A 23190-nucleotide genomic window follows, 5' to 3' on the forward strand; every position below is an offset into this window, starting at 1 on the left:
GGCCATGGACAAGGACATCGTGATAGTGACGGGCGGCGGACGCGGCATCGGCCGGGCCATCGTTGACCGGTTCCGCGCGCAGGGCGCGCAGGTCGCGACCTGCGGCCGGGGAGAGCGCCCGGCCGACCTGGATGAGGCCGTGCTCTGGGTGCAGGCCGACGTCTCGTGCAGCGCCGATGCCGGGCGTGTGGTGGCGCTCACCCTCGAACACTTCGGCGTACCCACCGTGCTGGTCAACAACGCCGGCGTGCAGGTGGAGAAGACCCTCGACGCGACCACCGACGAGGACTGGGAGCAGGTCATGGGCATCAACGCCAAGGGCACCTTCAACCTCTGCCGCGCCGTGCTGCCGGTCATGGCGGAGCGGGGCGGCAGCATCGTCAACCTTGGTTCGATTTCCGGGCTGAACGCCGATCCGTCCATGGCCCTGTACAACGCCTCCAAGGCCTTCGTGCATGGCCTGACGCGTTCCATCGCCATCGACCACGGCCCGCGCGTGCGCTGCAACGCGGTGTGCCCGGGCTGGATCATGACGGCCATGGCCGAGGACGGTTTCGCCCAGGCCCGCGACCCCGGGAAAGCCAAGGCCGATGCCCTGGCCCGGCACGCCGCCGGGCGCTTCGGCCGGCCCCAGGACGTCGCCGGGCTGGTGGCCTGGCTCGCCAGTGAACAGGCCGGCTTCGTCACCGGCCAGTGCTATGTCATCGACGGCGGCCTGACCGCCGCCTCTCCACTCCAACCGAGGTTCTTCTGATGCGTGAATTCCAGAATGTGGCGGTATTGGGCGCCGGTGTCATCGGTGCCAGCTGGGCGGCGTTGTTCCTGGCCTCCGGCCGTGACGTGGCGGTCTTCGACCCCGCCGAGGGGATGGAGGACGACGTGCGCGAGTACGTGAAGAACGCCTGGCCCACCCTGGTGGAACTGGGCCTGGTGAAGGAGGGCGCGCCGGGCGAGCTGAGCTTCCACCGCAACGCCGCCGACGCGGTGAAGCACGCCGACTTCATCCAGGAGAGCGTGCCCGAGCGCATCCGGATCAAGCATGCGCTCTATGCCGAAATCGAACCGCTGCTGAAGGCCGGCGCCATAGTCGCGTCGTCCGCCTCGGGCCTGCCGCTGAGCGAGATGCAGGCCGGCTGGCGGGACCCGTCGCGCTTCGTCCTCGGCCACCCGTTCAACCCGCCGCACCTGATCCCGCTGGTGGAGGTCATGGGCAACCAGCGCACCGCGCAGGATGCGGTCGAGGGCGCGGAACGCTTCTACCAGCAGGTCGGCAAGGTGACCATCCGCGTGCACCGCGAAGTCCCCGGCCACGTCGCCAACCGCCTGCAGGCCGCGCTCTGGCGCGAGGCCATCCACCTGGTGAAGATCGGCGCGGCCAGCGTCGAGGACGTCGACACCGCCGTGTGGGCTGGGCCCGGCCTGCGCTGGGCGGCCATGGGGCCGACGCTGCTGTTCCACCTGGGCGGCGGGCCCGGCGGCCTGGAGTCCTTCTGCCAGAAGTACGCCGAGAGCTTCCACCGCTGGTGGGACGACCTGGGCGACCCGCGGCTGGATGCCGAAACCGCGGCGCTGCTGGTCCAGGGCGTGGCCGCCGAGTCCGCCGACGGCACCCAGGCGGAGCTTTCCCAGGCCCGCGACGAGCTGATCACCGCGATGCTCAAGACCACCGCGAACCTGCGGCGCAAATAAGCCGTCGAGGTCGTTCGCAGGCTGGCGGGGCATAAGCGTTCCGCCGGCCGTAGTCCCCGATCCAGGAGCAGAGGTCATCATGTCGGTCCAATGTCTGACACTGCGGGTGGCGGAGATCGCCAGCGCCGCCCGGGACGCGCTGGTCATCGAGCTGCGCGATCCCGCCGGCGGCGAGCTGCCGGCCTTCACCCCCGGCGCGCACATCGAACTGCACCTGCCCGGCGGCCTGGTGCGCCAGTATTCGCTATGCGGCGACGCCCGGCAGCGCGACGCCTACCGCGTCGGCGTCGGCCTGGCGCCGGCCAGCCGCGGCGGTTCGCGCTACATCCACCAGCAGTTGCGCGTCGGCGACCTGCTCAGCGTCACGCCGCCGCGCAACCACTTCCCGCTGTTCGAGGACGCCGCCGAGTTCGTCTTCTTCGCCGGCGGCATCGGCATTACGCCGATCCTCTCGATGATCCACTGGTGCGAGGCGAACCGGCGCCCCTGGCGGCTGTTCTACCTGGTTCGCAGCCGTGAACGCGCGGCCTTCCTCGACCAGCTCGCGGCCTACGGCAGCCGCGTGACCCTGCATGCCGACGAAGAAGCCGGCGGGCTGTTCGACATCGCCGGCAATCTGGCCCGCCTGCCGGCGCAGGCGCACCTCTACACCTGCGGCCCCACGCCCCTGATGCTGGCGGTGGAGGCGGCGGCCAGGGCCTTCCCCGCCGAGCAGGTGCACTTCGAATGGTTCTCGCCGCGGCAGGTGGAGAAGGCCGGGGCCGACGCGCCCTTCACCCTCGAGCTCGCGCGCAGCGGCAAGTGCCTGGAGGTGCCGGCCGGGCAGAGCATCCTGCAGGTGCTGGAGGCCAACGGCGTCTGCGTCGAGAACTCCTGCCGCGAGGGCACCTGCGGCTCCTGCGAGACCCGGGTGCTGGCCGGCATCCCCGACCACCGCGACAGCGTGCTGAGCGAGGCGGAGCGCAAGGCCAACCGCACCCTGATGGTCTGCGTGTCCCGGGCGCTTTCCGCGACCCTGGAACTGGACCTGTAAGCCAACTCCCCCCAAGAGCAGGACACGCCATGCTGACCTATCGAACGCCCGTGCTGCGCGAATGGATCGACTACAACGAGCACCTGCGCGACGCTTTCTACTTCCTCATCTTCAGCTACGCCACCGATGCGCTGATGGCGCGCATCGGCCTGGACGCGGCGGGCCGGGCCGACACCGGGCACACCCTGTTCACCCTCGAAGCGCACATCAACTACCTGGCCCAGGCGAAGCTGCACGAGGCGCTGGAAGTGCGCACGTCGTTCATCGACCGCGACCTCAAGCGCCTGCACATCGTGCACAACCTCTACCGCGAGGGCGCGGCCGAGCCCCTGGCCGTCAGCGAGCAGATGCTGATGAACATCGACAGCCGAACCGGCAGGTCCAGTGCCTTCGCCGGGGCGGTGGATTCGCGGATTTCCGAGCTTTTCCGGCAGTTCCAGGGGGCCCGGCACCCCGGCTATTGCGGGAAGACCATCGGCATACGCCGCTGAGGCGGGCCTGCCCTGCGCAGGCGCAACCCACAAAAACAAAACCTTGCCTTGAGGATTCTCCCGATGAAAGCTGCATCCCTGCTGTTCCTGGGCGCCCTGGCCGTTCTCCCCGTCGCGGCGCAGGCCGCCGAGCCCGCGCAGTGCCAACTGGTCAGGATGTCCGACCCCGGCTGGACCGACATCCAGTCCACCACCGCCATCGCCAACACCCTGCTCAAGGGCCTGGGCTACAAGACCAAGGTGACCCTGCTGGGGGTACCGCTGACCTACAAGGCGCTGGCCGAAGGCAAGAACATGGACGTGTTCCTCGGCACCTGGATCCCGACCATGGAGCCGGACCTCAAGCCCTACCGCGACGCCGGCAGGATCGACATCGTCCGCGTCAACCTCAAGCACGCCAAGTACACCCTGGCGGTGCCGGAGGAGCTCTGGAACCGCGGGCTGAAGGACTTCGCGGACATCCCGAAATTCAAGGACGAACTCAATGGCAAGATCTACGGCCTGGAGCCGGGCGACGGCGGCAACAACGCCGTGCTCAAGGCCATCGAGCAGAACGCCTTCGGCCTCAAGGACGCCGGCTTCAACGTGGTGGCGTCCAGCGAGTCGGGCATGCTGTCCCAGGTCGACCGGGCCATCCGCAGGAAGAACGCGATCCTCTTCCTGGGCTGGGAACCGCACCCGATGAACACCCGCTTCAGGATCCGCTTCCTCACCGGCGGCGACGCCTTCTTCGGCCCGGACTTCGGCGACGCCACCGTCTACACCAGCACCCGCAAGGGCTACGTGGACGAGTGCCCGAACGTGGGGCAGCTGCTGAAGAACCTCAGCTTCACCCTGGACATGGAGAACACCATCATGGGCTCCATCCTGGACGACAAGATGGAACCCGAGGATGCGGCGAAAGCCTGGCTGAAGAAGAACCCGCAGGTGCTGGAGCCGTGGTTGAAGGATGTGGCGACCGTCGATGGGAGGCCGGGGTTGGAGGCGGTCAGGGGGAGTTTGTAGGGGGAAGTGGTGTTGTGCCTGAAGAGCGCCCTCTCCCCAACCCTCTCCCGCAAGCGGGAGAGGGGGCTGTTCGGAGTGGACGGCGAATCTGGAGTCATCCTGAAGCGCCTAACCTCACCCCGTCATTCCCGCGAACGCGGGACGCGGCTCCATCGCGAACAGCGCTTGCGCTGGCCCGAAGGGGAATAAACCCAGTGGCTGCGGGGTTCGCGAGCAAGCTCGCTCCTACGAAGAGCAAAAGCGGCTCAGCTCTGGCTTTGGCTCTTGGGACTTCCAGAGAAGCCTCCGAGCGCACCGGAACGCCCCTTCAGAAGGCCGAGCGAAACCGGCGCTCAGGAGGTCATGCGACATGGATGTCGCGAGAGCCCCGCGGGCTACAGGGACGTACGCTCGGGGGGGGACGCCTAGTTCGGGCCTCCGTGGCGGGGGAATTCGTGAGGGTAGCCCGACTCTGTCGGGCCCGTATGTTGGGGCAAGCCTTTTTGGTTCCTTTTTGCGGGGGTGGCCTTCCACCGTTTGACAAAAGGGACTCGCCCGAGGAGGCGAAACAAGAAATCTCCGCAGACTCGGAGCGGCGCGGTACAGCCAAACAAGACGTCTCTGGGTTCCCGCGTTCGCGGGAATGACGGGGTGAGGTTAGGGGTGGGAGGATAACGCCTGACCGACACGTCGCTCAGGACGGCCCCCTCTCCCTTCAGGGAGAGGGCTGGGGAGAGGGAGCCAAGGCCAGGATGTAAACACCCCCGCCAAACCAACACACCAAACGATCAGCGCGCCGCCCAGGCATTGAACCGCTGCTGCAGCTGCTCCCCATGATCCGCCCAGAACGCCGCATCCATCGCCAACTGCTTGCCCAGGTTATCCGGCGCGCTGGGAAGGTCCCGGCTCTGCGCAGGCGCTATCTGCGCCGCAGCCTCGAGGTTCACCGGCCCATAGGCGATGTGGTCGGAATAGGCCTTCTGCTGCGGCTCCTGCAGCGCGAACCGGATGAACTTGCGCCCTTCCTCGGCGTGCTTGGCGCCCTTGGGAATGGCGTAGGACTCGATGTCGTAGATGCCGCCGTTCCACACCACCTTCAGGTTGCTTTCGTTCTGCACGGCGGAGATGCGCCCGTTGTACGCGGCGCTCATCACCACGTCGCCGGAGACCAGGTACTGCGGCGGCTGCGCGCCGGCTTCCCACCACTGGATGTACGGCTTGATCTCGTCGAGCTTGCGGAAGGCGCGGTCCTGGCCTTCCTTGGTGGCGAGCACGGCGTAGATGTCCTTGTACGGCACGCCGTCGGCCATCAGCGCGTACTCCAGGGTGTACATCGGGCCCTTGCGCAGCCCGCGCTTGCCCGGGTACTTCTTCACGTCCCAGAAGTCGGCCCAGCCGGTGGGCGCGGTCTTGAGCTTGTCGGCGTTGTAGGCCAGCACCGTGGACCAGACGAAGATGCCCGCGCCGCAGGTGTTGATCGCGCCCTTGACCAGCTTGGGCGCCAGGGCGGCGATGGCCGGGTCGTCGCCGATCTCCTCCAGCAGCCCCTCGTCGCAGGCGCGCAGCAGTTCCGGCGTTTCCAGCTCCACCACGTCCCAGGAGACGCTGCCGGTGTCGACCTGGATCTTGACCTTGGCCATTTCGCCGTTGAATTCGTCGGCAATGATCCGGCTGCCGGTCTGCGCGCTGTAGGGCTGGTAGTAGGCCTGCTGCTGCGCGTTCTTGTTCGCCCCGCCCTGGGAGGCCACGGTGAGGTCGGCCAGGGCGTGGGTGGAAAGACAAGCGATGGAAACGGCGATGACGCTGCTCAGAGACTTTGGCATTGTTATGGGCTCCGATGAGTCGAGGGAATGTCCGGTGAGGGCAATGGGCCGGGGCGCTGGACTGCGCGCGGCCTGACCTCCAGTTTCCCCAGGGCCCGGGCGCGGCGACATCAGACAGATTTACAATTCGCCGGCACCTGGTTCATACCTTTGTATGGATTCAACGGCCCGGGGCCGATGCGATCCTCTGTTTCGCTGCTGCGAACCCACCTGCCGGAGGCGCCGTGCCGATTTCGATTCAGGACATCCTCGATGACAACGCGCTGTCCACGCGCCTGGTCAGCGGCGCCAGCCATGTCGGGCGGCTGCTGCGCTGGGCGCACGTCTGCGAACTGCCCGACCCCTCGCAATGGCTGGGCGAGGGCGAGCTGCTGATGACCACCGGCCTGGGCATTCCCGCCGATGCCGCGGCGCAGCGCGAGTACATCGAGCGGCTGGCCAGGGCCCGGGTGGCGGGGCTGATGATCGGAGAGAACATGCACGCGCCCAGCGACATGGAAGCGCTGTTCGATACCGCCATGCAGCTGGATTTCCCGCTGCTGCTGACGCATAGCTCGGTGCCGTTCTCGGCGGTCGCCCGGGCGATCATCGACGCCAGCAAGCAGGAGGAGCAGGAGCGCCGCAGCGCGGTGGCGCGCATCTACGAAAGCGCGCGCATGGGCCTGCGCCACGTCGGCGTGGAGTTCCTGCTGCAACGCCTGGCGGCGGACTTGCGCACCCAGCTTTACCTGTTCGACGCCGCCTCGCTGGAGCCCTGGCATGCGGGCCTGGCGCCGCTGCCGGCGCACTGGCGGGCGGCCCTGGGCAAGCGTGCGAACACCACCACTACCGTCACCCGCCATTCGACGGAGGAGGGCGACGCCCTGGTCATGGCGCTGCCTTCGGTGCCGGCCTGCAAGATTCTCGCGTGCGGCGGCGGCCTGGTCGACTATGGCCTGCTGCACCACGTGACGGCGGTGCTGGGCATCGAGCTGGAGCGCCAGCAGGTCGAACATGAGCGCCTGTTGCGCCAGGGCTGGGAGTTGCTGGATGACCTGTTGCAGCAGCGCCTGAGCGAGCGGCCCGCCCACGAGCGCCTGGGCGCCCTGGGCTATCCGGTCGGCCAGGCGGTCTTCGCCGTCGCCCGTTGCCAGGCGGACTTGCCCGAGCGCTGGTCGCAGCGGCTGCACCTGCAGGGCGTGGCGTTATTGTCGCGTGTGCAGGGCGAGGAACTGATCCTGCTGCTGGCCTCGGATGCGGCGGCGGAGCAGGTCCAGCAGGTGCTCGGTTGCCCGCTGGGGTTGTCCAACCCGCTGGGGCACTCGGGCCGTACCCCGGAGGCGCTGCGCGAGGCGCGCCTGGCTCTGGCGCATACCTCGGCCAGCCGCCAGGTCGCCCACTACGGGCGGGCTTCCGGCGAGCTGCTGTGGCTGCCGTCCAGCCTGGAGGAAGCCCTGCTGGTCTACCGCCGCGCCCTGGGCGCCCTGGCCGATTACGACCAGCAGCAGGGCGCGCAGCTGCAGCACACGCTGCAGGTGTTCCTCGAACAGAACCGTTCCTGGCAGAAGACCGCCGAGCGGCTCAACGTGCACCGCCAGACACTGGTCTACCGCATCCGCCGCATCGAGGAGATCACCGGCCTCTCGCTGGACTCCACCGAGGACGTCGCCGTGCTGTGGATCGCTCTGCGCGCGGCGGACATCGCCGGCCTCAAGGCATGATCACGAAGCTCTTGCGCAGGGTTTCGCGAATGTCCCAGGTGCCGTGACAGTTCGCCGGGAACAGGATGGCGTCGCCGGCGCGCAGCTCGATGGGCTCGCCCTCGTCGGGGATGAAGAAGCCGTGGCCGCTGATGAAGTGGCTGAACTCGCGCTCCATGATCTGGCGGCGGAAGCGCCCCGGCGTGCATTCCCACACGCCGGTCAGCAGGCCGCCCTGGCCTTCGGCGGCGTAGGTGGCGGCCTCGGCCACCGGCGTGCCGACCGGCGCCTTGGCCGGTACGCCGGCGGGCAGCGGGAAGCGGGCGGTATCGGGCAGATGGATCAGGTGCTGCATCGAAGGTCTCCTTGCCTGTTCAGGCGCTCTTGTCTTCCAGGCCCACGGGGGCGAACTTGCTCAGCCTGAGGTCGAGCCAGGACGGCTTGCGGTTCTGCGCTTCCTGCTCTTCCTTGCGCTGCACCGCGCCGCGCACCAGCAGGCCGCCGAAGTAGCGGATGGGCTCCGGCGGGAAGCTCTTGGGCCGGCGCCCCACCAGGCCGCAGCGGCTCCACTCGTCGTTGCGCCCCAGCACCAGGCTGGCGAGGATGCGCCCGCCCAGGCGGCTGGGGCCGACGCCATTGCCGCTCCAGCCGATGCCGTAGAAGATGTGCGGCGCGCCTTCCAGGTGGCCGAACACCGGCATGCTGTCGTAGGTGCGGTCGATGGGGCCGCACCAGGCGTGGCTGATGGGCTCGTCGGCGAGGTTGGGGTAGGTGCGGCGGAAGTCTTTCTCGGTCTCTTCGCTCAGCCGCGGGTTGTCGTCGAAGCTGGCGTCGATGCGGCTGGCGTAGTTGATCATGCCGGTGCCCTTGCCGAAGGCGATGCGGCCGTCCCGGGTGGTGCGGTAGAAGTCCACCATCAGCTGCGAATCGGTGATCGACTCGCCGCCGGTCCAGCCGATCTGTTCCAGGCGCTGGGGGATCGGGTGGGTCGCCACTATGGTGCTGGTGACCGGCAGGACGACGCGGCTGAGTTCGGGAATCTGCGCGGCCCAGGCATTGGTGGCCAGCACCACGCGCCGCGCCGTGACCGAGCCCGAGGGCGTGCGCAGCACCGCCGGTTCGCTGCGCTGGATGTCGTCCACGGGCGTGTTCTCGAAGATCCGCACGCCTTTCTCCAGCGCCACCCGGCGCAGGCCGCGGGCGAGGCGGGCGGGCTGCACGGTGGCGTTGCTGGCCTCGATCACGCCTTCCAGGTGCTGGCGTGAGCCGGCGCGGCGCTGCACTTCGTTGTCCGGCAGCGAGCGGAAGACCTGCTCGCCCAGGCTTTCGCAGGTGCGCTGCACGCCTTTCCAGGCGCCGCGCTGGGCGTCGCTGGTGGCGGTCCACAGCCAGCCGCCGCGGCGGAAGTGCGCGTCGATGCCGTGCTGCGCGCAGAACTCGCCGATCTCGCCGATGTTCGCTTCCGAGGCGCGGGCCAGGCGCAGGGCTTCTTCCTTGCCGCACTGCGCCACCAGCGAGCTGATCTTCGGCCACCAGGACATCACGAAGCCGCCGTTGCGCCCCGAGGCGCCGCCGCCGCAGATGTCGCGCTCGAGGATCACGATCCGGCACTGCGGTTCGAGCTCCAGCAGGCGCAGCGCCGTCCATAGCCCGACGAAGCCGCCGCCGATGATGGCGACGTCGACGCTGAGGTCCTCCCGCAGGGGCGCGGTCGGGGTGAGTTCGTCGGCAATTTCCTGGAGCCAGAGGGAGCGTTTCATGGCGAGAGCCCATGGGTTGTTGTTTCCCATAATCTCGCCGAGCAGCGCCGGCGCCACCCATCGTGCATTTCTAACGATTGGGCGGCGGGTTTTCATACAAACATACGAACCCGGCGCTGAGGCCAGGGTGCCCCGGCCACGGCGCTCTTCGCAGGATGGGGTGAGCGAAACCCATGTGGCCGTGGCGATGGGTATCGCTTCGCTCCACCCATCCTGCGTTGCCCGTCCTCACTCGCCGGAACCCTGGAGGGTTCCGGCGCGGCGGGTTCAGAACAGCTTGAGGAAGTTGAGGTAGAAGCGCGGCGCCTTGCCGTTGTCGTCGTCCAGTTCTTCGGCCGAGACCTTGCGCGTCAGCGGGAAGGCCAGCTCGGGCGACACGTACATGTCCTTGAACACCTGCAGGTGGGCGCCGACGCCGGCCGAGGACAGGCTCTCGGCGCTGACCCAGCTCGGCTCCTCGCTCCATACCTTGCCGAAGTCCCAGAAGGCGTAGTACTGCGTGGGCACCTCGTGGTCCCTGAAGGTGTGCAGGCGGTTGTACTGCAGCTCGACCTTGCCGGCGAAGCCCTTGTCGCCGGTGATCTCCGACGGGTCGTAGCCGCGGCCGAACTCGCTGCCGCCCACACCGAACTGCTCGGGGCTGAGCAGCGGCTGGCCGAAGGAGGTCTGCGCGGTCATCGCCAGGTACAGGTTGAGGCCGTCCATGATCTTCGACAGGTCCTGCAGGCGCTGGGCATCCACCTGCAGCTTGGTGAAGTCGGTCTCGCCGCCCTCGCGCGAGGGGTTGGCGCGGCTTTCGCTGCTGGCGCCCATGATCTTCAGGCCGCGGCTCAGTTCCGCCTTGACCAGGTTCTTGCCGCCGTAGCCGTCGAAGAAGTCGTAGCTGGCGCCCAGGCGGAGGGCGCGGATGCGGTCGTCGCTGGAGGGCGGGCTGTGCGGGTCGTCGAGGTACTCGGACTTGCCGTTGAACCAGGTGAAGGCCGCCGAGGTCTTGAAGGTCTCGTCGCGCTGGCGGATCCACGGCCGGGTGACGCGTACGGCGAAGGTGTCGCCGGAGCTGTTGGCGTCGAGGAAAGAGTAGGTGTCGGCGTGGCCGTCGTTGTGCTGGGCGAGGAAGCTGAGCACGTCGCCGCGGCTGCCGACCGGGACTTCGTACTGGCCTTCGAAGAAGGTCATCTTGTCGCCTTCCACCGACTTGCCGGCGCGCACGCCCAGGTGGTCGCCGTGGCCGGTCAGGTCGTTGACGCCCACGCCGCCGTACACCTGCCAGGGGCCGAAGTAGCGGCTGTCGCGGTTGTCGAAGCCGAAGAAGCCCTCGTACTTGCGCTGGCTGTTCTCCACCAGCAGGTCGGTGCCCTCGGCGGCCGGCGAGGGGCTGAAGGTGCCGCGGCTCTGGTTGCCCGAGACGTCGTTCATCAGCAGCAGGTTGCGTTCCAGCGTGGCGCTCTTCACCGGCACCTCTTTGCGGATGTTGCGGGCGTAGCCTTCCAGGGCCTTGTTGCTCGGCCCCTGGAAGGTCACCTGGTTGACCCGCCCTTCGAAGACGTGGATGACCAGGTTGCCGTTCTCCAGGCGTTGCTCGGGCACGTAGGCCTTGGCCAGGAGGAAGCCGGCGCGGCGATAGCGCTGGGTGATGACGTCGGCCACGGCGTTCACTTCGGGCAGCGACACCCTGTTGCCTTCCAGGCGCGCGAGCAACGGCGCGAAGGTGGCGGGCGGGTAGCTGGTCACGCCGGTGAGGGTGACCCTGGTGACCTTGAAGCGGGTCTCGCCGCCGGGCAGCGCGGTCATCTCGGCGGGGACATCCTCCGCGCTCGGGGTGACCACCGTGTCCGGCAATTGCAGCGTGGCGGGCATTTCGGTCGGCGCGTTGCGGTGCCCGGAGGCGTCCGGCACCTCGACCCGCCCGGGGTTGAGCTGGCCGAGCGGGGCGGCCTGCAGCGCGCCGGCGGCGAACAGGCCGGAGCAGACGGCCAGGGCGAGGATGCTCAGTTTCGACGGAAGCGGTTTCATGGCTATTTCCCTCCCTTCTGGTCGGCCTTCAGGTCGTGCGGGATCACGCTGCGGTTCCAGTCGGGGGCGATGAACTGGCCGTCCCTGATCAGGCTGTTGGCGTAGGTCAGCACGTCGCGGATGTCCGGCGTGGTGCTGGTCTTGCCGCCGTAGGCGCGGGGTTTGCAGATCAGTTGCACGGCGTAGGTGCGGATCACCGCCGGCGACACCGAGTAGTTGGCCGAGACCGCCGAGGGCGACTCCAGCGCGGTGCAGCGGGTGTTGCCGGGGGCCTGGGCGGTCAGGGGCACGGCCACCGCTTCCCGGCCGGGGGCGGGCGGCGGCGTCACCGGTTCCAGCGGCCCGGTGATGGTCAGGGCGCCGTCGCGGAATACCACGCTGTAGTTGCTGCCGGCGCTGAACGCCTGGTCCTGGCCGATGGCGTAGCTGCCGGGTTCCTCGCCCGGCGCGCGGCGCAGCGAGCCCTGGGCGATAGTGGCCGGGTCGCCGTTCTTCAGCCCGTTGACCGAGTGGGTCAGCCGCGGGTCGGCGCTGCCCTGGACCTTGCTTTTGTCGTCGGCAGTCACCACCAGTTGCGCCGGGGTGATCCGCAGGGTGCCGTCCTTGAACACCAGGGTGTAGTTGGCGCTGGCCAGGCCCAGGTCGCCCTGGCCGATGGCGTAGCCCTGGGGCCGGACGTTCTCGCCCTGCTGGCGCTGCAGGCTGCCGCCATTGAGCACGCCGGCGGCGCTGTCGCCGTTCTTCAGGCCGCTGACCGAGTAGCTGAGGCCGGGGTCGGCGTCACCGTAGACCTTGCTCTTGTCCTGGGCCGTGACCGTGAGGGTGGCGGGGGTGATCTGCAGCTTGCCGTCGACGAACTTCAGTGTGTAGTTGCCGCCCAGGCCGCTGTTCAGGCCCAGGTTGCCCTGCTGGATGGCGTACTGGCCGACGTTCTCGCCGGCGGCCCGGCCGAGGTTGCCCTGCAGCAGGTCGGCGCCGTTCTGGCCGAGCTTGGCTCCGGAGACGCCGTAGTCGAGCGCCGGGTCGGCGTCGCCGTAGACCTTGCTCTTGTCGTTGGCGGTGACCGTGAGTTCGGCCGGGGTGACCTTCAGGTTGCCGTCGGCGAGTTGGGTTTCGTAGCGCCGGGCGACGAATTCGCCGGGGTCGACCTGGCCCTTGATGGCGTAGTCGCCGACGTTGGATTGCGGGGTCGCCGCGGTGCTGTAGCTGGTGCCGGGCTGGAAGCGGTCCTGCCCCAGCTGGCGGTCGACGAAGTCGTCCAGCGCCTTGACGTTCTTCGAGTTGTCGCTGGCGTCGGCGGCCAACCCCAGGGACGAGCTGGAGAAGGTCGGGTTGGCCTCGCCGTATTCGCGACTGGCGTCGTTGACCTTGCCTTGCACCTGGGCTTTCTGCGCCTGCAACTGCACGCCGTTGGCGCTGTTGTCCGTGGTGTTCATGAACTGCACGCGAGCCGCTTCGTGGGCGCCGTTTTCGTTGAACAGCCAGGAGAAGGTGGTGTCGACGGCCTTGGTCTTGCCGCCCAGGTCGACCACCATCTGCTCGGAAGCGCCGGTGTTCCTGTTGTGCTGGATCTCGTCGGTGATGGAGGCGCCGGGGGCGTCGTCGAACTGGCGCACGCCCCAGCCCTGGTCGACGCCCTGGGCGTTGCGGTAGGCCACCACCTGGCCCGGGTAGGCGTCGAAGGACAGCCCCGGCGGCAGTTCGTCGGTCTCCACGCCGTCCTTCAGCACCTTGACCTTGGTGGCCTTGCTGGCATCGGCGGAAAGTATCCAGACGCTGCCGGCGGCGTCGGTGAACTTCATCTGCCTGACCAGGTAGTCGGAGCTGTCGTTGGCGCTGACGTTGACCGGCTTGCCGTTGGCGTCGACGTACTGGATGGCGTCGAACACCAGGTAGTCGAAGGGCTGGTCGTCGTAGCCCAGGGTGGCCTGGCGTTCGCCGCTGGAGGCATTGCTGATGACCAGTTGCTCGCCGATCTTGCGGATGGTCTGCGCGCTGACGCCGTCCATGCTTTCCGGCATGCCGCCGCTGACGCTGTAGGGCGAGGCGACCTTGCCGGTGGCGACCTTGCCGTCGGCGCTGGTCTGGTTGTAGTGGAACACGCCGTTGCTGGCCTTGCCGGCCAGGGTGCCGGCGGAGTTCAGCGGGCTGTCGAGCAGCACGCTGGCGCCCTGCACGGCGAGCTTGTCGGCGATCAGCGCGGTATTGGCGTCCTGGATCACCGAGGCGGTGTTGGCGGTCTTGATCCAGATGGTGCCCTTGCCGACGTCGAGGATCGCTCGGTTCAGGTAGGCGTCGTCGCCGCTCATATTGCCGGCGTTGTCCCTGAGCAGCACGTCGCCGGTGGCGACGATCACCAGGTGGCCGTTCTTCAGCAGGATGGGCGCGTTGATGTACACCGAGCCGCTGTCGTTGCGCTTGGCATCGGCGAAGGGGTCGCCGCTGTCCTTGTACTCGGACACCGCACCGACGTTGCCGGTGGAGAACAGGCGCAGGGCGTAATAGCCGTTGGCATTGCTGCCGACGTTCTGCGCGATGATCGCCGAGTTGACGTTGATGCGGCCGCTGGCGCTGATGTCCACGTCGTTGGTCTTCAGGCCGTTGACGATGGCGCTGGCGGCCACGGTGCCGCTGCTTACGTCGCCGCCATTGGCCTCGATGTTCACCGTGTCCGGGTCGAGCAGCCATTTGCCCGAGGCCTGGCCGCCGCCGGCGTCGACCTGGGCCTCCGGGGCCACGGTCAACTGCCGGCCGGAGGTTTCCACCACGCCGCCGCGTTCGCCGCCCCTGGCGCTTGCGTTGCCGGCGAAGTGGGTGGTGCCGTCGCTCCAGACCACCACCTGGCCGCCGTCGGTCTTGCCGTCGGCCTTGAGTTGCGCGCCCTTGGCCACGCTGGTGGACTTCGCCGCCGGCTCCGGCCCCTGGCCCTGGTAGCTGCCGCCGACCAGCACCTTGCCGCCGGCGCCCTGGCTGCCGGAGGCGTCGATCCTGGCACTGCCGGCGAGGTTCACCGCGTCGCCCAGCACCTTCACGCTGCCGCCGCTGCTGCCCTTGGCGCTCAGCTGGCCGCTGACGTTGGTCTGCGCCGCGTTGCCCAGGACGATGCTGCCGCCTTGCTCGCTCACCGAGTCGGCGGCCACCTTGCCGCCGAGGTTGATCACCGAGTCCAGGTGTTTGGCCGCGCGCTCGGCGCTCATGGCCACCACGCCGTTGCCGACGTCGATCTCGCCGCTGTTGTGCACGCCGCCGGTGACGTCGGCGTTGACGCTGTCCTTGTCACCCGGGGTGCCCTGGACGGCGATGTTCATCAGCCCGTCGCCGTGGAAGTCGAGGGTCGCGCGCGGGCCGGTGGCCAGTTGCACGCTGCCCTTGCGCGCCTGGATGACGCCGTGGTTCTCCACCTGGGCGCCGAGCAGGGCGACCATGCCGTTGTCGTGCACGGTGATGCGCCCGTGGTTGCTGACCAGGCCCTTGAGCTGCAGGTCCAGCTTGCCGCTGCGGGCGAACTCCTTGGCCTGCTCGTCGGTGAGGAAGCCGGCGCTGGCCACCAGGGCGCTGGCGGAGATGCGCGAGTTCGGGCCGAGCCAGATGCCGTTGGGGTTGACCAGGATCAGCTGGCCGTTGGAGGTGACGGCGCCATAGATCTTCGACGGATCGCTGCCGATCACCCGGTTGAGGGTCACCGAGCGGCCGTCGGGCTGGCGGAAGGTGATGCTGTTGTCCGGGCCGACGTTGAAGCGCTGCCAGTCGATGGCGGTGCGCGCGCTGGCGGTGTTCACCTCCATGTTCGGCCCGTTCCGGGTGATGCTGGCCTGGCCGCCGACCACCTGGCCGCCCTGGGGCAGGGCGTCCGCCAGGGCCAGGGGCACCTGCAGCGACAGGCCGGCCGAAGCCAGGGCTATCGCGACGCAGAGCGAGTGCAGCGGCAGAGGGGAGGGGCCGCGGTTCCCCGAATGGCGACGTTTCATCGCTTGTCTCCTAGGAAATTTACTAGGAGAAAGCTTTGGGGAATTCCCTGCGGGGATTAATCAGGCGCGCCACGAAAGGCTTGTAGTGCGTCCCTGAGTCGGGCCCGCCGGCCTCAGGGTTGCCGCGCGCTGCGGGGGAGTTCCAGATGCAGTTCGACGTGCAGCTCCGCGCCGTCCTGCTCATGGACCTGCAGGTTGCCGCCGAGCAGGCCGGCCAGCGTCTCGGCCAGCACCAGGGCCGCGACGAAGGGCGGCACGCGCGCCGGCAAGGGCCCCGCCCGCAGCGAAAGCCGCCAGTGCAGGCGGGCGCCGGAAACCTCGATGGCCTTCGCCGCCAGGTCGACCCGGCTGGCGCCCAGGCTCTGCGCATACAGGAGCAGGGTGCCGACCAACTGGCGGTAGCGCTGCGCGTCCACCCAGGCCCAGGGCTGCGTCCCGGCCTTCTGCAAGCGGCAAGCCGGCGCTGCGGGGGTGGCGAGGGCCTGCTCGGTCAAGGCATCCAGATCGGCCCGGCTGGGCATGGGCGTCATCTGGCCCAGTTCCAGGCGGGCCAGGTCGGTCAGCAGCTCGATGTCGCCGCGCAACCGGGCCAGGCCCTGGGCGAGGGCGTCGTCCTGGCCGGGCTGCTGCAGCGCCGCCAGCTCGCGCAGGGCCTGTTCGCCGAAGTCGACCAGGTAGCGTCCGCGCCGGGTGCGGATGCTGCGGACCTGCTCCAGGCTGTCGCGCAGCATCTGGATCTCCTGGTCCTGCTCGCCGATGTCGACGGCCGAGCAGAGCATGCCGATGAACCCGCCATCCTCGCCGCTGACGGGGATGCCGCCCTGCTTGAACACGTGGCGCACGCCGTTGATGTGGACCACGCACACCGTCATGTACGGGATCCTGGCCTGCACCGCGGCCTGGAAGGTCTTGCGCACGTACTCCAGGTGCTCGGCGTCCACCACCCCCAGCTCGCTGATGGTGCTGCCCGCGACCTGGTCATGGCTGAGGCCGGTCAGCCGGAGAAAGGCCGCGTTCGCCGCCAGCACGCGGCCTTCGCCATCGCGCAGGCTCACCGGGTAGGGGACGCGGTCGATCAGGCTGTCGAAAGACGGCAGGGCGCCTGCCTGCGCGGGTGCGTCGCCCGGGCGCTCCACCAGCCCGTGCTGCGCGGCGACCTGGATCAGCTCGACCAGCGAGCTGGTGTTGGTCTTTTCCAGCAGCCGGGCCTTGTAGGTGCTGACGGTGCGGTCGCTGATCGCCAGTTCGGTGGCGATGTCCTTGACCCGGTAGCCGTCGGCCAGGTAGTGCAGGACCGTGATTTCCCGTGGCGTCAGCACCTCGGCCTGGGCGGTGCCGTGGGCCGCCGCGCCGATGGGTTCCTGGCGCAGCGCGCCGACCTTGAAGAAGGTGCGCCCGGCCAGCACCGCCGACACCGCTTCCAGCAGCGGGGCCCGGGTGTCGGACTTGGCGACGAAGCCGGCGGCACCGCACTCCACGCAGGCGTGCTCGTAGACGTCCGCCGGCAGGTCGGTGAACACCAGCACTTGGGTACCTTCCTGGCGGGCGCGGATGCGGCGGATCACGTCCAGCCCGCCGAGGCGCGGCACCTTGAGGTCGAGCACGACCAGCTCCGGCGCCAGCCGCCGGCACAGGTCCAGGCCCTCGACGCCATTGTCGGCCACGCCGACGACCTGGTGGCCCTGGCTTTCCAGCAGGGCCCTGGCGCCCACGCAGGTGATGGGGTGGTTGTCGATGATGATGATGCGGCTCATCCCTCTGCCCGCCGTGCGATCGGGTTCCGGAAGGATAGTTCAGGCGCGCTTGCCCGGAAGCCGCACCCGCAGCGCGTCCACCACCAGGGAAAAGGCCGGGGAGGGCTGTCGGCGGCTCGGGTAGTACAGGTGGTAGCCGGAGAAGGGCGGGCACCAGTCTTCCAGCACGCGCCGCAGGCGCCCTTCGGCGAGGTGTGGGGCGAACTCTTCCTCCGGCAGGTAGGCGATGCCCATCCCGCCCACGGCGGCCTCGGCGATATGGGTGGTGGTGTTGAAGACCAGTTGGCCGTCGACGCGGACCTTCAGCTTCTGGCCGCGCCGCTCGAATTCCCAGGCGTCCAGCCCGCCGTAGGTGGGGAAGCGGATGTTGATGCAGCGATGGGCCACCAGGTCCCGCGGCGTCTTCGGGATGGGGTGCTGCGCGAAGTACGCCGGCGCGGCGACCACCGCCATGCGCAGCTCGGGGCCGATGGGCACCGCAATCATGTCCTGGTCCACGGTCTCGCTGAAGCGCACGCCGGCGTCGAAGCGGTCGGCGACTATGTCGCGGAAGCCGTAGTTGACGTCCAGTTCCAGCTTGATGTCCGGGTATTCCCGCAGCAGCGGCATCAGCTTCGGCAGCAGGGTGGTCCTGATGACGTGGTCGCCGCAGGTGATGCGCACCGTGCCCGCCGGCTTGTCGCGCAGTTCGGTGAGGGCGTCCAGCTCCGCCTCGATCTCGTCGAAGCGGTAGCCGATCGCCTGGAACAGGCGTTCGCCGGCGCTGGTCAGGGACACGCTGCGGGTGGTGCGGGTGAGCAGGCGGATTTTCAGCCGCGCCTCCAGGGCCGAGACCACCTGGCTGACCGCCGACTGGCTGACGCCCAGGCGGGCGGCGGCGCGGGTGAAGCTGCCCTCGCGGGCGACCGTGACGAACGCCTGCAGATCGTTGAGGTTGTGCCTGGCCATGGCCGCTCGCTCTGATTGATTAGCAGGGATTATAGGGATATTCAGGATTCATTAGCTAATAAGCGGCTCCCGCTTTCGCGACAATGCTCGCACCCGCCGGCTCATCCCGTGCCGCCGGGGTCCTTCAACAAGGCAGGACCCATGAAAAGACTCTTCCTGATGCTTGGCCTCCTGCTCGGTTCCTTCACTGCCATGGGAGCGGACATGTCTCGCGGTGCCGACAACTTCTACCAAAGCGACAAGGTGACCGTGCAGAAGGTCACCTTCCTGAACCAGTACCGCATGCGGGTCGCGGGCAATCTGTTCCTGCCCAAGGGGCTGGACACCAGCGCCAGGCACCCGGCGATCATAGTCGGGCACCCCATGGGCGCGGTGAAGGAGCAGAGCGCCAACCTCTACGCCACGCGGATGGCCGAGCAGGGCTTCGTCGCCCTGTCCCTGGACCTGTCGTTCTGGGGCGAGAGCGAAGGGCAGCCGCGCAACGCCGTGGCGCCGGACATCTACGCCGAAGACTTCAGCGCGGCGGTGGACTACCTGGGCACCCGGCCCTTCGTCGAGCGCGGGCGCATCGGCGTGATCGGCATCTGCGGCAGCGGCAGCTTCGCCATCAGCGCCGCGAAGATCGACCCGCGGCTGAAGGCCATCGCCACTGTTAGCATGTATGACATGGGCGGCGCCAACCGCAACGGGCTGAGGCATTCGCTCAGCCTCGAACAGCGCAGGCAGGTGCTGGAACAGGCCGCCGAGCAGCGCTACGTCGAATTCACCGGCGGCGACACGGCCTACACCAGCGGGACGGTACACAGGCTGACCAACGCTTCCACGCCCATCGAGCGGGAGTTCTACGATTTCTACCGCACCCCGCGGGGCGAGTTCACGCCCCAGGGGCAGTCGCCGGAGCTCACCACGCACCCGACGCTCACCAGCAACGTCAAGTTCATGAACTTCTACCCGTTCGACGACATCCAGACCATCTCGCCGCGGCCGATGCTGTTCATCACCGGCGGGGAGGCCCACTCGCGGGAGTTCAGCGAAGAGGCCTACCGGCTCGCCGGAGAGCCCAAGGAACTCTACGTGGTGCCGGGCGCGGGCCACGTCGACCTCTACGACAGGGTCGAGCTGATTCCCTTCGACAAGCTGGTGGGGTTCTTCCGCGCGGCGCTGAACTGACGGGCCCCGGGATGCCCGACCTCGACCCTGGTATCCGCCGCAGCGTGCGGCTGTCGCTGGCTGCCTCTTGCCTGGCGCTCATGGCGTGCCTGCCGGGCGGCTCGGCGGCCTCGTCCCTGCAACCGAAGGAGGCCGCCATGAAGATCCGCATCCACGTCGACGACCAGGTCGTCGACGCCACGCTCTACGACAACCCCGCCGCGCGGGATTTCGCGGCACTGCTGCCGTTGTCGCTGACGCTGGAGGACTACGCGGTCATCGAGCGGATCGCCGACCTGCCGGGCAAGCTGTCCACGGCGCAGGCGCCCGCGGGCATGACGCCGCAGGCTGGCGACATCACCTACTACGCCCCCTGGGGCAACCTGGCGATCTTCGTCAAGGGCCGGTCCTACGCCTCGGGCCTGCTGCCGCTGGGCCGGGTGGATGCCGGCCTGCCTGCGCTGCAGCGCCGCGAGCCGCTGCAGGTGCGGATCGAACCCGTCCAGGACTGACGCCCTCATTTTCCCCTTGCCGCGTGCGTCCGGACGGACCTGCGCGGCAACCTCTGACGAACCGGTAATCCATGACGACCAACCTATGCGACGCCCCTGTGGGCGATACCCGATGCCGACAGGCTGCCGGGCGCGAGCCCGCCTTCTGGGGCGGCGTGCTGGCCATGACGCTGTGCGTCTTCGCCCTGATCGCCTCGGAGTTCATGCCCGTCAGCCTGCTCACGCCCATGGCGGCGGACCTGCGGGTGAGCGAAGGCATGGCCGGGCAGGGCATCGCCATCTCCGGCGCCTTCGCCGTGGTCACCAGCCTGTTCATCTCGACGCTGGCCGGCAGCCTGAACCGCAAGACGCTGCTGCTGGGGCTGACCGGGGTGATGGCGCTGTCCGGCGCGGTCATCGCCCTGGCGCCGAACTACTTCACCTACATGCTCGGCCGCGCGCTCATCGGCATCGTCGTCGGCGGCTTCTGGTCCCTGTCGGCGGCCACGGCCATGCGTCTGGTGCCGGTGAGCCAGGTGCCGCGCGCCCTGGCCATCTTCAACGGCGGCAACGCCCTGGCCACGGTGGTGGCCGCGCCCCTGGGCAGCTACCTGGGGGCCGTCATCGGCTGGCGCGGCGCCTTCTTCTGCCTGGTGCCGGTGGCGCTGCTCGCCTTCGCCTGGCAGTGGATCAGCCTGCCGTCCATGCCCGTCGAAGGCCGCAGGGCTGGTGTGGGCAACATCTTCACGCTGCTGCGGCGGCCGGTGGCGGCCCTGGGCATGCTGGGCGCGAGCCTGTTCTTCATGGGCCAGTTCACCCTGTTCACCTACGTGCGGCCGTTCCTGGAAACGGTAACGGGGACGGGCGTCTCCAGCCTCTCGCTGATCCTGCTGGCCATGGGCGTCACCGGCTTCATCGGCACCAGCCTCATCGGCCTGGTGCTCAAGCGCGGCTTCTACCCGACGCTGGTCGCCATCCCCATGCTGATGGCCGCCATCGCCCTGGCGCTGATCGTTTTCGGCGGAAGTGAAGCCGTGGTCGTCGTGCTGCTCGGGCTCTGGGGGCTGCTCGCCACCGCCGCGCCGGTCGGCTGGTGGGGCTGGGTGGCCAGGACCTTCCCCCGCGACGCGGAGGCCGGCGGCGGGCTGCTGGTGGCTGTGGTGCAACTGGCCATCGCCTTGGGTTCGACGGTGGGCGGCCTGCTCTTCGACGGCAGCGGCTATCGCAGCACCTTTGCGGCCAGTGCCGCACTGTTGCTGGCCGCGGCTGCGCTGGCCTGGCTGACGTCCCGCTCGGATGTGGAGCAGGACGCCTGAGCCATGGACGCCGCCGCCCGTAGCCGGCGGCTGTGCGTTTCGCAACGGCGGCATGGACCCTGGTCGGCCACGCCGCATCCTGTCAGGCTGACCCCCTCCATGCCGCAACCAGGGAGTGGTCCCATGCGCTTCGATTGGCACAGCCAGCCGATCACCCGGCAAACCCCGGTCGATCCGGGCTACCGCAACACCCAGAACGTCCGCCGCTTCCTGCGCGAGCAGTGCGGCGAGGGCTTCCGTTTCGACCGCGCCTTCATGGCCTGGATACGCAGCGGCGCCCCGGCGACCATGGGCGATATGGTGGACGAGTGGCTGCGGCGGCACGGCCCGTAGGGACGCGTTCGCCCCGGCTCAGTCCAGCCAGCTGTGCCAGGCCAGGCGTACCGCGCCGTCGCGCAGCGGTAGCACGGTGAGGTTGTCCGCGCCGCGCAGTTCCATCAGCACCCGTTCCCAGGCCTTGGCGTCGTCGCCGGGGATGCGCTGCAGGGTCAGGCCGGGGCGCTGGCGGGCGTCGTGGGCGGCGATCTGGGCGTTAACCCGGGCGGCGAGCTGCTGGTAGGTATCGGCGTGCATGGTGTCCCCCTGGAGTCTGGGAAGTGGCTGATTGGCCCTGTGGAAAATACTGTATGTGCATACAGTATTCCTGTAAACCCTCTCCGACGACGAGAAGATGATCGGCATGGGGGGCGCAGGGCTGTCCCTGGTGTCGTCGTCCTGTTCCGGCAAAGACGGCCACGCTTGCCCTGCGAGCCGCCATGGGGCTGCCGTCGGATTCGAAAGCCGTTGCTGACGCCCTAGCGGTGGCCCAGGTCCATGATGATGAGAGCCGCCACGGCGATGATCAGCAGGATGAAAAAGGTATTCATGGCCCGCGCCTCCCCGGTAAGAGTTGAACCGTCGAGGGTGCCCGTTCGCAGGCGTTCACAAAGTCTTGCCCGGCGGTCAGGCGTGGCGGCCCATGGCGTCGCGTGGCCGTTGCGCTTGGCCGACGGAGCCGCTGCCCCGCCTCTGCGCCGCGTGGCCGGGGGATCGACTACTGCGCAGGGCAGGGCATGTTCATCAGTATCGACCCGCCTGTGGTTCCCTCGTCGGCCGTATGTCGCCGGGCTTGCATTCCGGCCGCCGCCGGCCTAAAAGCGAATCCCTTCAGCGTGCCGCCGCCCCGCCGGGCGGTGGCCGGCCACCGGAGCAGCAGAGGAAGCCCCCATGACAGCGGTCAGCACCCGCGAACACTGGATCGACACGCCGCACGGCCGGCTCTTCGCCCGGCGCTGGACGCCGAGTGGGGGCGGCGCCGCGGCGCCCATCGTGCTGTTCCACGACTCCCTGGGCTGCGTGGCGCTGTGGCGCGAATTCCCCGAGCAACTGGCGCGGGCCAGCGGGCGCGAGGTGATCGCCTACGACCGCCTGGGCTTCGGCCAGTCCGACGCCCATCCGGGGACGCTGGCGCGGGGCTTCGTCGAGGACGAGGCGCGGCAGGGCTTCGCCGCGTTGCGCGAACAACTGGGCTTCGAGCGCTTCGTCGCCTTCGGCCACAGCGTTGGCGGCGGCATGGCGGTGGGCTGCGCCGCAGCCTTCGGCGCGGCTTGCGAGGCGTTGGTGCTGGAGTCGGCCCAGGCCTTCGTCGAAGACCGCACCCTGGAAGGCATCCGCGCCGCCGAGCGCGACTTCGCCCGGCCGGGCGAACTGGAACGCCTGGCGAAATACCACGGCGACAAGGCGCACTGGGTATTGCGGGCCTGGGTGGATACCTGGCTGTCCGATGCCTTCGGCGACTGGAACCTGGATGACCAGCTGGCGCGCCTGCAGTGCCCGTTGCTGTGCCTGCACGGCGAGCAGGACGAGTTCGGCTCGGCCCGCCACCCCGAGCGTTTCGTCGCCCGCGCCGCCGGGCCCGCCACCATGAAGCTGCTGGCGGACTGCGGCCATGTTCCGCACCGGCAGAAGGCCGCCGAGGTGCTGGCGCAGGTGTGCGCCTTCCTGGGCTGAGCGAGGCCGGCGAGAACCGTGCCAGAGCCCTCGCGGACACCCGCCGTTGCGTTACAGGCCGCGCCAGCCGTGGGCTGTGGCGGAATCAATATGAATGATCCAC

The 23190-nt window shown here is 68.8% G+C and carries 19 protein-coding genes; 11 read left to right on the forward strand and 8 right to left on the reverse strand.

What is annotated here, in order from left to right:
- The first annotated feature begins 4 nt into the window (after positions 1-4).
- From ACTWJ5_RS14880 to ACTWJ5_RS14900, 5 genes are all read left to right on the forward strand, one after another.
- Positions 5-754, forward strand: a complete 750-nt coding sequence (locus tag ACTWJ5_RS14880) for an SDR family NAD(P)-dependent oxidoreductase (protein WP_256515113.1) — start codon at positions 5-7, stop codon at positions 752-754.
- Positions 754-1689 (forward strand): 3-hydroxyacyl-CoA dehydrogenase NAD-binding domain-containing protein, encoded by a 936-nt coding sequence (locus ACTWJ5_RS14885; protein ID WP_444439263.1) that lies wholly within the window; start codon positions 754-756, stop codon positions 1687-1689. Before ACTWJ5_RS14880 ends, ACTWJ5_RS14885 begins: the two co-directional genes overlap by 1 nt.
- 79 nt (positions 1690-1768) lie before the next feature.
- Entirely contained in the window at positions 1769-2722 is a 954-nt protein-coding gene (locus ACTWJ5_RS14890) for a PDR/VanB family oxidoreductase (protein ID WP_444439264.1), read from the forward strand.
- A gap of 29 nt (positions 2723-2751) precedes the next feature.
- Positions 2752-3213 carry a thioesterase family protein gene (locus ACTWJ5_RS14895; RefSeq protein ID WP_043273825.1) on the forward strand — a complete coding sequence of 154 codons (462 nt, stop codon included), beginning with the start codon at positions 2752-2754 and terminating at the stop codon, positions 3211-3213.
- A 63-nt stretch (positions 3214-3276) separates the two neighbouring features.
- A complete protein-coding gene (locus tag ACTWJ5_RS14900) occupies positions 3277-4218 on the forward strand; it encodes a choline ABC transporter substrate-binding protein (RefSeq protein ID WP_069865355.1) in 942 nt (313 codons plus the stop codon).
- Positions 4219-4985: 767 nt separating this feature from the next.
- Here ACTWJ5_RS14900 and ACTWJ5_RS14905 read toward each other — a convergent pair.
- Entirely contained in the window at positions 4986-6020 is a 1035-nt protein-coding gene (locus ACTWJ5_RS14905; protein ID WP_253412330.1) for an ABC transporter substrate-binding protein, read from the reverse strand.
- Between the two features lie 224 nt (positions 6021-6244).
- On the opposite strand from ACTWJ5_RS14905, the gene ACTWJ5_RS14910 reads away from it, so the two are divergent.
- Positions 6245-7720 carry a PucR family transcriptional regulator gene (locus ACTWJ5_RS14910; protein WP_074984509.1) on the forward strand — a complete coding sequence of 492 codons (1476 nt, stop codon included), beginning with the start codon at positions 6245-6247 and terminating at the stop codon, positions 7718-7720.
- On the opposite strand, the gene ACTWJ5_RS14915 is transcribed toward ACTWJ5_RS14910, so the two are convergent.
- The 6 genes from ACTWJ5_RS14915 to ACTWJ5_RS14940 all read right to left on the reverse strand — a co-directional run bounded on the left by ACTWJ5_RS14915 (position 7710) and on the right by ACTWJ5_RS14940 (position 18142).
- Positions 7710-8054 (reverse strand): cupin domain-containing protein, encoded by a 345-nt coding sequence (locus ACTWJ5_RS14915; protein WP_444439268.1) that lies wholly within the window; start codon positions 8052-8054, stop codon positions 7710-7712. The genes ACTWJ5_RS14910 and ACTWJ5_RS14915 overlap by 11 nt on opposite strands.
- Positions 8055-8073: 19 nt before the next feature.
- Positions 8074-9459 (reverse strand): NAD(P)/FAD-dependent oxidoreductase, encoded by a 1386-nt coding sequence (locus tag ACTWJ5_RS14920; RefSeq protein WP_301503007.1) that lies wholly within the window; start codon positions 9457-9459, stop codon positions 8074-8076.
- Between the two features lie 267 nt (positions 9460-9726).
- Positions 9727-11472 (reverse strand): ShlB/FhaC/HecB family hemolysin secretion/activation protein, encoded by a 1746-nt coding sequence (locus tag ACTWJ5_RS14925; protein ID WP_444439270.1) that lies wholly within the window; start codon positions 11470-11472, stop codon positions 9727-9729.
- 2 nt (positions 11473-11474) lie between these two features.
- A complete protein-coding gene (locus ACTWJ5_RS14930; protein WP_444439272.1) occupies positions 11475-15440 on the reverse strand; it encodes an MBG domain-containing protein in 3966 nt (1321 codons plus the stop codon).
- A 113-nt stretch (positions 15441-15553) separates the two neighbouring features.
- Positions 15554-17194, reverse strand: a complete 1641-nt coding sequence (locus tag ACTWJ5_RS14935) for a response regulator (protein ID WP_444439274.1) — start codon at positions 17192-17194, stop codon at positions 15554-15556.
- Positions 17195-17233: 39 nt separating this feature from the next.
- Complete coding sequence (locus ACTWJ5_RS14940; protein ID WP_074984521.1) at positions 17234-18142, reverse strand: LysR family transcriptional regulator; 909 nt, start codon at positions 18140-18142, stop codon at positions 17234-17236.
- 141 nt (positions 18143-18283) lie between these two features.
- Between ACTWJ5_RS14940 and ACTWJ5_RS14945 the strand changes: the two genes are divergently transcribed.
- From ACTWJ5_RS14945 to ACTWJ5_RS14960, 4 genes are all read left to right on the forward strand, one after another.
- On the forward strand, positions 18284-19312 hold the full coding sequence (locus ACTWJ5_RS14945) for an alpha/beta hydrolase (RefSeq protein ID WP_116425228.1): 1029 nt from the start codon (positions 18284-18286) through the stop codon (positions 19310-19312).
- A gap of 137 nt (positions 19313-19449) precedes the next feature.
- A complete protein-coding gene (locus ACTWJ5_RS14950) occupies positions 19450-19803 on the forward strand; it encodes a cyclophilin-like fold protein (protein ID WP_444439277.1) in 354 nt (117 codons plus the stop codon).
- Positions 19804-19967: 164 nt separating this feature from the next.
- Entirely contained in the window at positions 19968-21098 is a 1131-nt protein-coding gene (locus ACTWJ5_RS14955) for an MFS transporter (protein WP_249920256.1), read from the forward strand.
- 123 nt (positions 21099-21221) lie between these two features.
- Complete coding sequence (locus tag ACTWJ5_RS14960) at positions 21222-21431, forward strand: DUF6434 domain-containing protein (RefSeq protein ID WP_116425226.1); 210 nt, start codon at positions 21222-21224, stop codon at positions 21429-21431.
- An 18-nt stretch (positions 21432-21449) separates the two neighbouring features.
- Here ACTWJ5_RS14960 and ACTWJ5_RS14965 read toward each other — a convergent pair whose 3' ends face one another.
- Positions 21450-21671: a DUF1654 domain-containing protein gene (locus ACTWJ5_RS14965; RefSeq protein WP_058489475.1), complete on the reverse strand. Its 222-nt coding sequence runs from the start codon at positions 21669-21671 to the stop codon at positions 21450-21452.
- A 633-nt stretch (positions 21672-22304) separates the two neighbouring features.
- Between ACTWJ5_RS14965 and ACTWJ5_RS14970 the strand changes: the two genes are divergently transcribed.
- The gene (locus tag ACTWJ5_RS14970; RefSeq protein ID WP_074984528.1) at positions 22305-23087 is read left to right on the forward strand and encodes an alpha/beta fold hydrolase; all 783 of its coding nucleotides are present in this window, start codon (positions 22305-22307) and stop codon (positions 23085-23087) included.
- Positions 23088-23190 lie beyond the last annotated feature (103 nt).

This window comes from Pseudomonas sp. A6 (genome assembly GCF_052367875.1).
GTDB lineage: Bacteria > Pseudomonadota > Gammaproteobacteria > Pseudomonadales > Pseudomonadaceae > Pseudomonas > Pseudomonas citronellolis.